General features: G+C 70.5%; 12 protein-coding genes. 4 read left to right on the top strand and 8 right to left on the bottom strand.

What is annotated here, in order from left to right; all coding sequences use genetic code 11:
- The first annotated feature begins 73 nt into the window (after positions 1-73).
- The gene (locus VF665_RS17095; protein ID WP_331054659.1) at positions 74-2035 is read left to right on the top strand and encodes a pyridoxal phosphate-dependent decarboxylase family protein; all 1962 of its coding nucleotides are present in this window, start codon (positions 74-76) and stop codon (positions 2033-2035) included.
- Positions 2036-2231: 196 nt separating this feature from the next.
- Here VF665_RS17095 and VF665_RS17090 read toward each other — a convergent pair whose 3' ends face one another.
- Positions 2232-2618 carry a hypothetical protein gene (locus VF665_RS17090; RefSeq protein WP_331054658.1) on the bottom strand — a complete coding sequence of 129 codons (387 nt, stop codon included), beginning with the start codon at positions 2616-2618 and terminating at the stop codon, positions 2232-2234.
- Positions 2619-2856: 238 nt separating this feature from the next.
- Between VF665_RS17090 and VF665_RS17085 the strand changes: the two genes are divergently transcribed.
- Positions 2857-3768, top strand: coding sequence for a DMT family transporter (locus tag VF665_RS17085; protein WP_331054657.1), 912 nt, complete (start codon positions 2857-2859; stop codon positions 3766-3768).
- Between the two features lie 208 nt (positions 3769-3976).
- Here the strand turns inward: VF665_RS17085 and VF665_RS17080 are convergent, their stop codons facing one another.
- The 3 genes from VF665_RS17080 to VF665_RS17070 form a co-directional block, all read right to left on the bottom strand.
- A complete protein-coding gene (locus VF665_RS17080) occupies positions 3977-4252 on the bottom strand; it encodes a hypothetical protein (RefSeq protein WP_331054656.1) in 276 nt (91 codons plus the stop codon).
- Between the two features lie 78 nt (positions 4253-4330).
- Positions 4331-5320 carry a polyprenyl synthetase family protein gene (locus VF665_RS17075; protein ID WP_331054655.1) on the bottom strand — a complete coding sequence of 330 codons (990 nt, stop codon included), beginning with the start codon at positions 5318-5320 and terminating at the stop codon, positions 4331-4333.
- A gap of 70 nt (positions 5321-5390) precedes the next feature.
- On the bottom strand, positions 5391-7628 hold the full coding sequence (locus VF665_RS17070; RefSeq protein WP_331054654.1) for a tetratricopeptide repeat protein: 2238 nt from the start codon (positions 7626-7628) through the stop codon (positions 5391-5393).
- 387 nt (positions 7629-8015) lie between these two features.
- Between VF665_RS17070 and VF665_RS17065 the strand changes: the two genes are divergently transcribed.
- The gene (locus VF665_RS17065) at positions 8016-9524 is read left to right on the top strand and encodes an ABC1 kinase family protein (protein WP_331054653.1); all 1509 of its coding nucleotides are present in this window, start codon (positions 8016-8018) and stop codon (positions 9522-9524) included.
- Positions 9525-10267: 743 nt separating this feature from the next.
- Here the strand turns inward: VF665_RS17065 and VF665_RS17060 are convergent.
- The 4 genes from VF665_RS17060 to VF665_RS17045 form a co-directional block, all read right to left on the bottom strand.
- Entirely contained in the window at positions 10268-10633 is a 366-nt protein-coding gene (locus tag VF665_RS17060; protein ID WP_331054652.1) for a P-II family nitrogen regulator, read from the bottom strand.
- 42 nt (positions 10634-10675) lie between these two features.
- The gene (locus VF665_RS17055; protein ID WP_331054651.1) at positions 10676-11944 is read right to left on the bottom strand and encodes an ammonium transporter; all 1269 of its coding nucleotides are present in this window, start codon (positions 11942-11944) and stop codon (positions 10676-10678) included.
- A 162-nt stretch (positions 11945-12106) separates the two neighbouring features.
- On the bottom strand, positions 12107-12280 hold the full coding sequence (locus tag VF665_RS17050; RefSeq protein WP_331054650.1) for a hypothetical protein: 174 nt from the start codon (positions 12278-12280) through the stop codon (positions 12107-12109).
- A gap of 667 nt (positions 12281-12947) precedes the next feature.
- A complete protein-coding gene (locus VF665_RS17045; protein ID WP_331054649.1) occupies positions 12948-13949 on the bottom strand; it encodes an aldo/keto reductase in 1002 nt (333 codons plus the stop codon).
- A 156-nt stretch (positions 13950-14105) separates the two neighbouring features.
- Here VF665_RS17045 and VF665_RS17040 point away from each other — a divergent pair, with 156 nt between their 5' ends.
- Complete coding sequence (locus VF665_RS17040; RefSeq protein ID WP_331054648.1) at positions 14106-14495, top strand: helix-turn-helix domain-containing protein; 390 nt, start codon at positions 14106-14108, stop codon at positions 14493-14495.
- Positions 14496-14633 lie beyond the last annotated feature (138 nt).

The raw sequence follows: 14633 nt of genomic DNA, 5'->3' as shown, positions 1-14633 counted from the left end.
TGGGTTCTCCGGAGGTGGCATCTTGTGCGTCCGCGCGAGAGGCGCGCGCGATGCACCCTGACGGGCAGACCTGATGAGCGATTACGACAACTCGCCGTACTCCCGGCGCGAGGCCCCGCTGGACCTCGCGTCCGTGTTTCTGGGCCCCAAGGGCGAAAACGCCGACGTGTTCGAGCGCCTGCTGCTGGAGGCGTTTCGCGATCACGTGTTCTGGCGCCGCAACTATCACCCGGAGGACGGATTCCGCGTCTTTGAATCCGAAAAGCACCAGCCGGGCTATGAGCAATCGATCTCCACGCTGTCGCAGGAACTGATGGGGCTGCTGGGCGAGCTGAAGGCGGGCGTTCCGTTCTTCAGCCCGCGCTACATCGGCCACATGACGTCGGACCTTACCATGGCCAGCATGATCGGGTACTTCGCCACCATGCTGTACAACCCCAACAACGTGGCGTCGGAGGCCAGCCCGGTCACCACGCGCATGGAGCTGGAGGTGGCCGCCCAGCTCGCCCGCATGATCGGGTACGACCCCACACGCCAGTGGGGGCACCTTACCAGCGGCGGCACGGTGGCCAACTACGAGGCGCTCTGGGTCGCGCGCAACGTGAAGTACCTTCCCGTCGCGGTGCGGTGGGCGGCGGAGCAGATGCAGATGCGCGGGCTCTCCGTGCGCCTGCCGGACGGCGCGGTGGCCGGGCTGGACGAGCTGGACCTGTGGCGGCTGTTGAACGTGGCGCCCACCGACGCGCTGGACCTCGCGGCCGCCTTTCGCGACCGCGTGGGCGATGCGTACCAGGCGGTGCACGCCATGGCCGCGCACTCGTTGGAGGGGCTGGGCTACCAGGAGTTCGGGCGGCGGCTGGCGCAGGTGTACGGCGACGCGCTGGGCCCGGCCGTGGTGCTGGTGCCCTCCACCGCGCACTACTCGTGGGAAAAGATCTGCCGCTCGCTGGGCATCGGCGGCGCGCAGCTGGTGCACGTGCCGGTGGACCGGCGCTTCCGCATGGACCCCGCCGCGCTGGAAGACACGCTGCGCCAGCGAGCGGAGAAGCGGCAGCCGGTCATCGCCTGTGTCTCGGTGATCGGGACCACGGAGGAAAGCGCGGTGGACCGCCTGGACCAGATCGCGGACGTGCGCGACCGGATGGCGCTCGAGCTGGGGATGGGCTTCTACCTGCACGCGGACGCGGCGTGGGGCGGCTACGCGGCCTCGCTCACTCGCAACCCGGACGGGTCGCGCCGCGCGTACGAGGAGGCGCTGCGCGACTTTGCGCCGGAGGTGTGGCCGGAGGAGGGCGTGTACCGCGGCCTGTGCGCCATGGAGCGCACGGATTCCGTCACCATCGATCCGCACAAGCTGGGCTTCATTCCCTATCCGGCCGGCGCGGTGTCGTTCCGGGACGGGCGGTCGCGCGACCTGGTGGCGGTGGAGGCGCCGTACCTGTTCCACCGCGGTGCGTCGGAATGGGGGTACATCGGCCGCTTCATCTTTGAGGGGAGCAAGCCGGGCGCGGCGGCCGCCAGCGTGTGGATGTCGCACAAGGCGCTGCCGCTGGATGCGCGCGGCTACGGCAAGCTGATCGGGGAAACGGCGCGCGGCGCGCTGGTGCTGCACCGCCGGCTTTCCGCCGGGGACTGGGGCGAGTTCCGCGTGGTCCCCCTTCCCACGCCGGACATGAACATCGTCTGCTTCGCGGTGGGGCACCCGTCGCTGCAGACGCTGGAGGAGACGAACGCCTTCGTGGGCCGCATCTACGGCGCGATGAGCGTGGGCGACGCGCGGTCGGCGCGCACGCTGGAGTACTTTGTCACCAAGACGGAGCTGCGGCAACCGGAGTACGGCGATTCGGCGATGCCGACGGTGCAGGCGCTGGGCTTTACGCGCGATGACTATCACCGCGCCGGCGCCGTGGCGGTCATTCGCTGCACCGTGATGGACCCGTTTCTGGCCAGCGGCCGCGGCAACGTGGACTTCATCGGCGGGTTCGCCCGCACGCTGCGCTCCGTGTTCGAGCAGGAGCTTCCGGTCCGCGGCTGATTTGCGGGGAAGACGGCGGAAGCCCCCTCTCACGGAGGCCGCAGAGGGGCACGGAGGTTCACGAGAGTAGTCCGTCCCGTGAACCTCCGTGCAGTTTCCTTGAACTCCGTGCGAGGGGGGTGGCTGTACGACGCAAAAAAGCGGGGGCGAGCACCGGTGTGCTCGCCCCCGCTTGCACGATCCCCAAGGACCGGGACTACTCGTCGTCGTCCTGCTCCTGGCGGGCGGCTTCCAGGTACTGGCGAAGCTCGACCTCGCCCAGGCCGGCCAGCTGGCGCAGGATGGCCTGGAACTGCTCGCGCGCCGGCCCCGTCTCGTCGCGCGTCAGCTCGTCGTCGATGTCGATGCGCCAGCCCAGATCCTCGTCGTCCTCGTCCGGGGGCGAGGTGGGATCCAGCGCGGAAAGCGCATGGAACACCAGCGTGGCTCCCAGGGCGTTCGGATCGTCCACGTAGGAGGAAATCTCGGCCTCGGCCATGTACAGCTCACCGTCGACCTCGAAGATGCGGAAGCCGAGGGCCAGGCCGAAGCCCTCTTCGGTCCCGTGCTCGTGATCGTGGTCGTGCTCGTGCGTCTCGCTCATCCGTGCCTCCCGGCGTAGTTGCTGGCTCGCAAAGGTCCCACAGCGCGCGGCTAACATATACGCGCGGAGCCGGGCGGGACAGTCCCGCGGACCCCATCGATTGCAAGCGGCCAGCGGGGGAACGGCCTGCGCCGGGGGTGTATTCAGCACTTCGTCGGGATCGCTTGAACGCACCCGGACTCCGGCCCGCCCCGCACGGCGCGCCGGAGCTTTGTTTCTTTTGAACGCGCAGGCCGCCGTGTCGTCCCGATCTTCCGTATACACCGCGCTGGTGCTGGTGCAGGTCTTTTTCGCAACGCTCCCCATCGCCGTCAAGGTGGCCCTGCGCGACCTGTCCAGCCCGGCGCTGGCGCTCATCCGCGTCAGCGGCGCCGCGCTCCTCTTCGTCGTCATCCACCAGTCCACCGTGCGCGAGCGGGTGCGGGGCCGGCGCGACATCCTGCTGCTGGCCGTGTACTCGCTGTTCGGCGTCGTTCTGAACCAGCTGCTGTACATCACCGCGCTCACCATGACGACGGCGACGGCCGCGCAGACGCTGGTAGCCGCCGGGCCCGCGATGACGCTGCTGATTGCCATCGTGATGGGGCGCGAATCCGCCACGCCGCTCAAGTGGATCGGCATCGCGCTGGCGGGCACGGGAGCGCTGCTGCTCGTCGGCGTCGGCGTGGGCGAGGGGCGCGCGCTGGGCAACCTGCTGGCGCTGAGCAACGTGGCGGCGTACAGCATCTACCTGGTGATTTCGCGCGATCTGCTGCGCCGCTACAACGCGCTTACGGTCATCACCTGGGTGTTCGGCTTCGGCGTGATCGGCATGCTGCCGTGGGGGCTGGGGCCGGTGCTGCGCGAGGTGGGCGGCGCGGGGCGCGACACGTGGCTGGCCATGGGGTGGATCATCCTGTTCCCCAGCGTGGCCGCGTACTACCTGAACGTGTGGGCGCTGGCCCGCGCCGAGGCCAGTCTGGTGAGCACCTTCGTCTATCTGCAGCCCATGATGACGGCGGTGATGGCCAGCCTCGTGCTCAAGGAGCACGCCTCCGCCCGGATGATCCCCGCCGCGGCGCTGATTTTTGCGGGCGTCGCCGTCGCCATCCGCGCGGGGCAGCTGGCCAAACGCGCGCAGCCGGTGTCTGCCGCGGGGCAGGAAGGCTGACGGCGTCTCTCACGGAGTTCACGGCGGCTGGCACGGAGTTCACGGAACGGCGGATGGGACAGGTGGGCGGTGCCGTACCGTGACCTCCGTTCCGTTCCTCAGTGCCCTCCGTGAGCAACGAGGTTGACGGAGCATGAAAACGCGAAAAGCCCTCCCTCACGCACGGTGAGGGAGGGCTCGTCTTCGTAGCTTCTGAAAGCTCGACGGCTTACAGCCAGGTGCGCACCGCCAGGGCGACCACCAGCACGCCCAGGATGCTCAGAAAGTCCAGCCGCAGCACCAGCGGACCCAGAGTCATGCCCACGGCCACCAGGTCGATTACCAGCGGGCCGAAGGCCGCCGCCACCGAGGTGGTAAAGAACCGGCGCGCGGCGCTGTCCGGCATGAATCGGACGGCCAGTTCCGAGAGCAGCGCTCCCAGCAGCAGGCCAATCAGCACCACCACGAGCACCCGGCCCGCGCGACGGCGTGTGGCGACGCTCATCTCCCCTCCCCCAACCCGTTCGTCAGATGAATACCCGCGATCTCGGCTGCGGACGCAGGCAAGAGCAGTGCCCCCACGTCAGCGGCGCCGCTCGATGGCGTACACGATGCCCGCCCGCAGCGCTTCCAGCGCCGGACCCTGCGGCAGCCCCTCCAGCGCCTGCTCCGCCCGCTGCGCGTACTCCATGGCGCGGCCGTGCGCAAAGTCCAGCCCGCCGCGCTCGCGTACGGCGCGAACCACGCCCGCGATGGCTTCGTCGCTGGGCTCCGGGTCCGCGAACAGCGCCTCCACCCGCGCCCGCTCCTCCGCCGAGAACAGCGGCAGGGCATGGATCAGCGGGAGCGTGACCTTGTGCTCGCGCAGGTCCAGCCCGGTGGGCTTGCCGGTGACGGCGGAATCGGCCGTGTAGTCCAGCAGGTCGTCGGCCACCTGAAACGCCATCCCCAGCTCGTGGCCAAAGGTGCGCAGCCGGTCGCGGTGCTCGGGGGCGCCGGTAAGTGCGCCCAGTTCGCAGGCCGCGGCCATGAGCGACGCCGTCTTGGCCTCGATGAGCCGGTTGTAGTCCGTCTCGGAGAACTCCAGCGCGTCGTGCGACGAAAGCTGGCGCATCTCCCCCACCGTCATGGCGTTGGCCGCGTCGGCGATGACCTGGATGTACTCCAGGTTGCGCAACCGGGTGATCTCGGTGATGGAGCGCGAGTACAGGTAGTCGCCCATGATGATGGCGACCTGGTGGCTCCACAGGGCGTTCACCGTGGGCATGCCGCGGCGCAGCACCGAGTGGTCCACCGCGTCGTCGTGCACCAGGGTGGCCAGGTGCACCAGCTCGATGATGGCGGCGAGCGTTTCGGCGTGCGGCGTGGGCGTGCCATTCAGCTCGTCGCACAGCAGAACCAGGCCGGGGCGGAACAGCTTGCCCCGGATCTTCATCAGGTACTCGTTGACCGTTTCCACCGGGGCGAAGTCCGACACCACGATGCGACGGATCTCGTCGACGACCGTGTCCAGGCGCGCCCGGATGGGGCCCTGGATGTCGGAAAGGTGGGGGACGGCGGTGCGCGCGCTCATGCGGTCCGGCTGGGGCGGTTGCGTGTGGATTCGGGCGGAAACCTACCCCCGCGGCGGTGCCTCGTCAAACTCAGGCGGCGCCCCGCTCGCGCCGCAGACGCTCTACCCGCGTCGAGGTGTCGCGGAAGCGGATGTCCACCGACACCACGCGCTCGTAGTACTCCAGCGCGGGGTCGGGATGCCCGGTGGCCTCCTGAATGCGGCCCAGCAGGTACAGCACGCCCACCAGGTCGCCGTCCGCGGCGCCGGGCAGCTTGAGCGCCCGGTCCAGCACGCGCCCCGCCACGGCGTACTGCTGCTTCTCCACAAAGCACTGGCCCAGCACCTCCAGCGTGGCCAGCGGGTTGCTGCCGCCGCGCAGGGCGACCTGGAACTCGGCGATCGCCTCGTCCACCAGCCCCATCTCCATGAAGGCGACGCCCAGGTCGTAGTGGCTGGCGCTGTCCTCCACCTCGATGTTCTCGGCCACCTTCTGCCGGAAGCTCGCCAGCATTTCGCTGAAGTCGCGGTCCTCGTCGCCGCTGGGCTCCTTTTCCTCCACCACGAAGCGGGTGGTGGGCTCGCCCTCTTCCTCGTCCAGAATCAGCGCGCCCAGGTCCACGTAGTCCGGCGCGGCGGCTGCGGGCGCGGCGGGGGCGGCCGGAGCGGCGGCCGGGGGCGGGAGGGGCGCGGGCGAAGGAGGCGGACCGGCCGCGGCGGCGCCGGCGCGGGCCTCCACGTTATGCGGGTCCAGCTCCAGCACGCGGCGGAACACGGCGGCCGCCTTGACCCCCGCGCCGGTGGACACCATGTGCCGCGCCAGGCCCAGGTACGCCTCCACCTGCGGCTCCGGGCGGCCGCTGCGAAAGGCGTACTCCACCCGCTTCTGCAGCAGCAGCGGGTCGCCGGGGCGCAGGCCGATGAGCGCGGTGATGGGCGCCACGGCCTCCAGGTACATTCCCTGGGCCGCCAGGGCGCGGTGCGCGTTCTCCAGCACCTCGTCCACCTCGTGTCCCAGCCCGCGGGCGCGCAGCTCCCGCACCAGGGCGTCGCGCGCGTCCGCGTCCGCCGGCGCCGCGGCCACCTGCTCGCGCAGCTGCGGCAGCGGGTCCACCGGCCGGGGGGGCGGCGCGTCGAACGCCGCGGGGGAAAAGGGTTCCGGCGCGCGCGGTGAGCGGGTGCGCGCGGGGGGCGCCTGCGGCTCGGGCTCGTCGTCCTCAAAGGTGAGGAGCGGCAGGTCCGTCCCCGCGGACGCGGAGCCGTCGCCGAAGTCCATCAGCGGCAACTCGCCGCCGTCCTCGTCTTCCTCGCCGTCGTCATCCATCAGCGGCAGGGCGTAGAGGCTCTCGTCTTCCTCCGGCGCCTCGTCGCCGAACAGCGGGACGCTCTGGCGCGGGTCCTCCGCGTCCTGCATGGCGGACGAGTCGTCGTCCGCGTCCATCCCCCCGGCAAAGGTGGGGAGGTCCAGCGAGGTATGCTCGATCTCCAGGCCGCCCGTGTCCACGCCGCCGGTGGCGGAATCCGGCTCGTCGAGCGCGGTGGTTTCCAGCCCCGCCAGCGGGGCGTCGTCCATGGAGGTGGGCTCCAGCCCGGCGACGGCGGCCACGTCCGCGCCGTGCGTCACGCCGGCGTCGGCCGGGTCCAGCCGGGTGCCGTCGTGCAGCGCGTGGCGGAATTCGTCCACGGCCGCGGTGCGGTCGCGCCGCAGCGCCGACAGATCGGCGTTGGGGTCAATGGCGCGGATCTGGTCGCGGATGTGCGCCGCGCCCTCGTCGTCGCCCCGCCCCTCGGCGGCGCCGAGGAGGATGCGCAGCTGCTCCACCGCTTCGGCGCTCTTGCCGTGGCTCAGCAGCTGGTCCGCGAGCAGGCGGCGGACGTCCACGTCCTGCGACAGGTCGGCGAACTCGCGCAGCGCCTCGAACGACGCGTCGGGCTTGCCCGCGCGCTTCATCCGCTCGGCGTATTCCAGAAAGTTCTGCCGCGCGTCGGCCACGAAGCCGGCGGCGGCGCTGATCTGGCCCAGGCGGTGGTAGATGGCCGCGCGGCCGGGAACGGCGCGCAGGATTTTGCGGCAGAGGGCGATGGCGTTGTTGTAGAGCCCGGATTCCGTGTACGCCGTCACGGCCTGCTCGTACGCCTCGACCGCCCGGTCCGTCTCGTTGACGCGCAGGTGAAGGTCGCCCACGCGGTTCCAGAGGGCGATGTCCACCTCTTCGGCGGGCGACTCCTCCAGCACCTGGCGATACAGTGCGGCTGCCTCGCGCCAGTTGTCCTTGTTCTCGGCGGCGCGGGCCTGGTCTCGGAGCTTTGCTGCTGCTGCGTTCGCCATGAAGATCGCGTGGAGACGGTCGGGCTGGGGAACCTTCAAGATAGCCCGCGCCGTAAGTGCGTACAACCCTTGGGGCTGCACCCCCGGCCGCCCGCAATGCGCCGGGACGCGTGCTTTGAACCGATGCTGCGGCGCGGCGCGAACTTACGCGCATGGCCCCGCCCCGCGTGCCGGGCGCGCCCCGAACCGGAAGCGGACAGCGCCGCGCGGACGTGTGCGCGCTGCGGTGACGAGGGGCCGCACGCCTCCGTCACGCATCGCCCGACGGAGCCATCGTGCCGCGCGGATTCCGAACTCCGCCCGCGGAGCAGGGTATGTACCGGAGCACCGGCAGGCGCGGAGATTCGCTCCGCGCCTGCCGCGCTTTTCCGGTCCCTTCCGCGAGCCATGCGCACGCTTTTTCTGATCTTTCGCCTGCTCCCCTTCGCCGTGTCGTTCGCGGTGGACCGGCGGCGGTTCCTGGCGTTCGGCCGCCCCGCGCGCCGGAGCGCCGCGTTCCACCTGCGGCGCGCGGAGCGGCTGGCGCGCACCATTCCCGCGCTGGGCCCCACCTTCGTCAAGATCGGCCAGGTGTTCGCCGCGCGCCCGGACGTGGTTCCCGAGCCGTACCTGGACGCGCTGGGCGCGCTGACGGACCGCGTTCCGTTCGTGCCCTTTGCGGACATCGAGCGGGAACTGGTGTCGGCGTACGGCGCGCCGGTGGACGACGTGTTTCAGGACTTCGACCGCGTGCCGCTGGCCGCGGGGTCGCTGGGCCAGGTGTACCGTGCCCGCTACGGCGGCGAGGACGTGGTCGTCAAGGTGCTGCGCCCCGGCGTGGAGGCCATCGTGGAGCACGACACGCGGTTCGTGCGGCGCGTGCTGGGGTGGGTGGAGCGGTTCTGGACGCATCCGCAGATCCGCGGCATTCACGTGGCGCTGGACGAGTTTGAGCGGCGCATCACGGACGAGATGGATTTTCGCAAGGAGGCCGCGTACGCCCGCGCCATCGGCGAGCGGTTCGCGCGCAACCCACGCGTGGTCGTTCCCCGCGTGATCGACGGAATGGTGCACCGGCGCGCGCTGGTGCTGGAGTTCGTGCAGGGGACGCGGGTGGACGCCATCGAGCCGCTGGTGCGCGCCGGGGTGGTGAACCCGGAGGGCGTGATGACCGCGGTGGTGGAAGCGTACATCCAGATGATGCTGGTGGACGGCCTGTTCCACGCCGATCCGCACCCGGGCAACCTGCTGGTGCGCGACGACGGCGCGCTGGTGCTGCTGGATTTCGGGATGGTGATCGAGGTGGATCCGGAGATGCGCCGCCACCTGGTGCACACGGCGCTCGCGGCGGTGCGGGGCGACGCGGACCGCGTGGTGGAGGGCTTCTTCAACCTCGGCATCGTGGAGCCCGCGACGGACCGCGCCACCATCCGACGCCTGGTGGAACTGATTCTGGAGATGACGCAGCGCGGCGCCGAGCTGGCGGAGATGCAGCGCGCGCTGGCGGATGAGGTGATGCGGCTGCTGTACGACTGGCCCGTGGTGCTCACGGGGGAGATGACGTACTTCGGGCGGGCGGTGGCGTTGATCGAAGGGCTGGGCGCCCGCCACGTGCCCGGCTTCAACCCCGTGCGCTACGTGACGCCCATGCTGCTGCGGCACCGCACGGCGCTGCTGCGCGCGCTGGGCCCGGCGGAGGGCGAGTCGGAGGACATGGCGTTCGTTCTGGGGCTGCTGGCCCGCGACGTGACGCGGGTGGTGGGGAACGCCGGCCGCGAACTGTTCGGCGTGCTGGCGACGCGCATCCCCAGCTTTTTTGCCGCGCTGCGCGGTCCGGCCGCGCCCGCCATTGCCCCCGCGGCGATCGCGCCCGTGGCGGAGCCGGAGTACGCCGCGCTCCCCGCCGGCGTGGAGTGATCCGGCGGGCGGAGTAGAACCGGTCGCGTTGATGGTGGTGCGGGGGAGAGTCGGGTGCGCGTCCGCGGGCTGTGGCCCTCACCCGGCCGCGCTGAGACGCGTCCACCCTCTCCCACGAACAGATGTGGGAGAGGGGGCACACGGCAACTGCAGCCTGGTGGGGATCAAGGCCGTGTCGCATGCGGCTGAACAGCCCCCATCCCCAGCTCCTCCCCGAAAAAACCTGGGGGGAGCGAGCATCGGGTACGCACTCCAGACTTTACCGCCAGACGGCAACCCTCCCCCAGTCTTTTTTGGGGGAGGGTGGGCCGGTGGTGCCGGCCCGGGTGGGGGCCGCCGTGGTGCCCGCCATCGCCGCCACACTTTTCGCCCAAATGCAGGTGAAGCCCCGATCGTGGACGCGCCAGCGGCCATGAGTCGGGGCTTCCCGCTTTCAGAGCGGCGGCTTCAGCCGCTCAGGCCGGGGTTGGTTTCTGCGCTTCGGATGGTGCCACGCGGCGGCGGGCGGCCCCTCCCCGGCCCTCCCCGCGCAAACAGCCGCGCGGAGAGGGAGAACGGCAAATGGGTGGCGCTTCGAATGGTACTGGCATGCCGAGAGGCCCCCCGCTGTCGGGGGACAAAGGGAGACCTCAGCGCGAGCGCGCGTTCGGCACCGAAGCGATCGCCTGCACCGGACCAGCCTCACGGCAGTATCGTGAGGCTTTCAGCAGTTGTTGCGGCGGCTTCAGCCGCTCAGCACAGGATCACACGGGGGCGCCGGGCGCCTGCGGCGTGACCGCGGCCTCGTCGCGCTCGCCGGTGCGGATGCGGTACACGCTCTCCACCGGAAGCACGAACACCTTTCCATCCCCCACCTCCCCGGTGCGCGCGCTTTCCAGAATCGCGTTCACCGTCGCTTCCACGAACGGCTCGGAAACGCCGATCTCCAGGCGCATCTTGTCCTGCAGCCCCACCTTGACCCGCGTTCCGCGGTACGTCTCCACCTGCTCCACCTCGCCGCCGTGGCCGCGCACGGGGGAGATGGTGAGCCCCCGCACCTCTGCACGGTACAGCGCCTCCAGCACCTCGTTCAGCCGCTCGGAGCGGATGATGGCGATGATCAGCTTCATGGTCGCTTCCTCAGACGGTTGCCCGGCGGGCACGCGGGATGGTCATCGCGGCTGCACCAGCACGGCGCCCTCGCCGCGGGTGTATGCCTCTTCTCCGTGCTGCACCAGGTCCAGCCCGCGCGCTTCTTCGTGGTCCGGGCGGCGGAGCGGGGTCACGAGCGAGATCAGCTTCAGCAGCAGCCACGTGGCGAGCGCGCTGTACGCGGCGGACGCCACCACGGCCACGGCCTGCGTCCACAGCTGGCCCGGATTGCCGAAGAGCAATCCTTCTTTTCCGCCCCACGCCTTCTCCGCGAACACGCCCACCAGCAGCGCGCCCGTGATGCCGCCCAGCCCGTGCGCCGCGAACACGTCCAGCGAGTCGTCCAGGCGCGTGCGCGGGCGGTGCAGGATGGCGAAGTAGCTGGGGAAGGCAACCAGCGCGCCCAGCGCCATGGCGCTTGCCGGGCTCACGAATCCCGCCGCGGGCGTGATCCCCACCAGCCCCACCACGATCCCCGTCGCCGCGCCGACCGCGGTGATATTCCGCTCGCGAAAGGCGTCCAGCAGCATCCAGCACACCAGGGTGGCCGCGGGCGCCAGCAGCGTGTTCACAAAGGCGAGCGCGGCGGTGCCGTTGGCGGCCAGCGCGCTTCCGCCGTTGAAGCCGAACCAGCCGAACCAGAGCAGCCCCGTGCCCAGCAGCACGAAGCTTACGTTGTGCGGAAGCAGCGCCGCGCGCCCGTAGTCGCGCCGGCTGCCCACCACCAGGGCGGCGACGACCGCCGCCACCGCCGCGTTGATGTGCACCACCGTGCCGCCCGCGAAGTCCAGTGCGCCCAGCGTGCCCAGCCAGCCGCCGCCCCACACCCATCGCGCCACCGGTGCGTACACGGCGATGCTCCACAGAAAGATGAATGACAGGTACGGGCCAAAGCGCATCCGCTCCACCACCGCGCCGGAGATGAGCGCGGCGGTGATGATGGCGAAGCTCCCCTGGTACGCCGCGTAGAGCAGGTGCGGGGTGGGGCCCCACGCGCCGCCTTCCACGCCAACGCCCACCAGGAAGGCGTGCCCGGCTCCGCCCAGCCACGCGTTCCCCGGCGCAAACGCGAGCGAGAACCCAATGGCCGCCCACGCCACCGTCACCACGCCGAGCGAGGCGAAGCTCATCATCAGCGTGTTGAGCATGTTCTTGGAGCGCACCAGGCCGCCGTAAAAGAACCCCAGCGCCGGCGTCATCAGCAGCACCAGCGCGGTAGACACGAGCAGCCAGGCCGTGTCGCCCGCGCTGATGGGCACCGCGCCGCCGGCATCCGCCTGAAGGATCATCGTGCGTCCCGTGCTTGAGGTGAGCGGAAAGCGGACGCGTGGTGCCTTTGCGAGCAGCGTTCCAGAACGCGTCCGGGCCACCGTCGCGGGGCGGACGAGGGCGCAAGAAAGCCGCCCGGAGCAGCGTCCGGGCGGCTTTCTTGAGGATGATGGACGGCGCGGCTACGCGGTCCGGTAGCAGGGCCAGCAGGTGCCGGCCGAGCCGTCCACGTGCGCGGGCGACGGGTGTGCGGCCGGGTTCCGCGCCGGGGCGGCGGCACGCGCGGCGGCGAGCGTTGCCGCGGTGGGGAACGATTGCACGCTCAACAGGTCGGCATCCAGACGGAGCTTTTCCATCGCGTCCTCTTCTCGATCAGCCGTGGATCCATCGTGCCTCGCCGGATCAGCGCCGTGTGCCGGGCCCGATCTTCCGCCGGATGCCAGCGGTGACGATATCGGCGGATAAGGATTGCAAGCGCGGCGCCAACCCCGTTCCAGCCCGCGACCGGGTGGACGGGACCCGCGCGGCGGCTTCCTCCCGTCCGGGATCGGCCGTCGCCCGGATTCCCCGCCGCCGCGATGCTCAGTTCTGCTGCGCGATGAGCGAGCGCGATGATCGGTCGGCCTCCGCGGCGCGAAAACCCAGGTTCCTGCACGTCCGCGGGGCCGTTCGCAGCGTTCCGCATCCCCGATCCGATCGCCCGGTCACCCTGCCTTTCTCTGCGTTGGATGGACAGGAAATGCGATTCGCCCCACCGCGCTTTCGGATCCGCGATGGCGGGAAGCGCGGCGCGGCAGTCCGCGGTGTGCCGCCGCACGCTGTCCGCGAGCGGGGGCGACAGTGGGGCACGGAAGCCCCGGATCGTGTGTTTCACGGCGGAACGGGCGAAACGCATGACGCGGGCATCTTCTTCATCCGTCGGATGCTGCGCTTCTGCGCAGCACGGATGCGAATCCGCAGCGGCGCACGCCGAATCCGCCGCGCCCGGCACGTCCAAGCGCGGCGGATAAGTCGCGTGCCCGTTCAGGCGTGCGAGGTTTCGCTGTCCAGCTGCGCCATCTGCATGGCGGCGTAGCGGTCGCCGGCGGCGGCACCCGCGGGAATCGCCTGCTCGATGTGAGCGAGATCGTCCGCGCCGAGTTGCACTTCCAACGCGCCGAGCGCTTCCGTCAGGCGGTCGCGGCGGCGGGCGCCCACCAAGGGCAAGATGTCCTCGCCGCGCGCCAGCACCCACGCGATGGCGATCTGCGCGACGCTGACGCCCTTGTCGTCCGCAATGCCGCGCAGCGCATCCACCAGCCCCAGGTTGTGCTGCAGGTTCTCGCCGCTGAACCGCGGCAGGTAGCTCCGAAAGTCGCCCGCGCCAGTGCCGCCGGGCGTCCAATGCCCGCCCAGCAGACCGCGCGAAAGCACGCCATATGCGGTGATGCCGATTCCCAGTTCGCGGCAGACGGGGAGGATTTCGCTCTCGATCCCGCGGGAAAGGAGCGAATACTCGATCTGCAGGTCCGCGATGGGATGCACCGCGTGCGCCCGGCGGATCGCCTCCGCCCCCACCTCCGAGAGCCCGATGTGGCGCACGTAGCCCGCCTGCACCATCTCGGCGATGGCGCCAATGGTGTCTTCGATGGGGACGGCCGGGTCCAGCCGCGACGGCCGGTACACGTCCACGTATTCCGTCTGCAGGCGGCGCAGCGTGTAGGCCAGCGAGTTCTTTACCGCCTGCGGCCGTGCGTCGTAGCCGGACCATCCACCCGCGGGATCGCGCAGCGCGCCGAACTTTACGCTCAGCAGCACGTCGTCACGCGAGCGGCCGCGCAGCGCTTCGGCAATGAGCATCTCGTTGTGCCCCATGCCATAGAAGTCGCCCGTGTCCAGCAGGTTGACCCCTGCGTCCAGCGCCGCGTGGATCGTGGCGATGCTCTCCGCCCGATCAGACGGGCCGTACATGTCCGACATCCCCATCGTCCCCAGCCCGATGGCGGAAACCCGTGGTCCGCTCGTGCCCAGCTGCCGAGTGTTCATCGTCATCATCCCGTCCCGTGTGGATCGCGGCGGGCGCGGTGTGCGCCGTGGCCCTTGTGAACGCCCACAACGATGGCGATGATGGTATCCATTCGGAAGAAGGCACCCGAAGGTGCTACAGGCACCCGGCGGATACCATCAGCAGGGATGCGGAAGATGCCCGGCACACAGCAGTTGATGGACAGCGAAGCGCTGGTCCGCGAAACGCTGGAGCGCGTGGCGGACAAGTGGACCCTGCTGGTTCTGGAGGCGCTGGAGGAGGGCGGTGCGGTGCGGTTCAGCCGCCTTCGGCAGCAGATTCGCGGGGTGAGCCAGAAGATGCTGACCAAGACGCTGCGGCAGCTGGAGCGCGACGGCCTGGTGACGCGAAAAGTGTATCCTGAGGTGCCGCCACGGGTGGAGTACCGCCTCACCGAGCGCGGATCGGCGCTCAACGAGGCGACGTGCGCGCTCTGGATGTGGGTGGAGGCCAACGCCGAGGCGGTGCAGCAGTCCCGCCGCGAGTACGACGCCGCAGCCCATCGCGGTCCGGACGAGGAGGACTGAGCCTCCGGCGGGACTGGCGATGAGAGAAGCGCCGGGCGGACTGGTGAGTCCGCCCCGCGCTGTTTTTCATCATGCCCGGATCGTACGCCGCGGCCGGGCTACTCGCCCAGTTCGTGGATGCGCTGCGGGCGGCGGAAC

This window comes from Longimicrobium sp. (genome assembly GCF_036387355.1).
Taxonomy (GTDB): domain Bacteria; phylum Gemmatimonadota; class Gemmatimonadetes; order Longimicrobiales; family Longimicrobiaceae; genus Longimicrobium.
The sequence above is the reverse complement of the archived record's forward strand: the minus strand, read 5'-3'. Positions and strand labels throughout refer to the sequence as shown.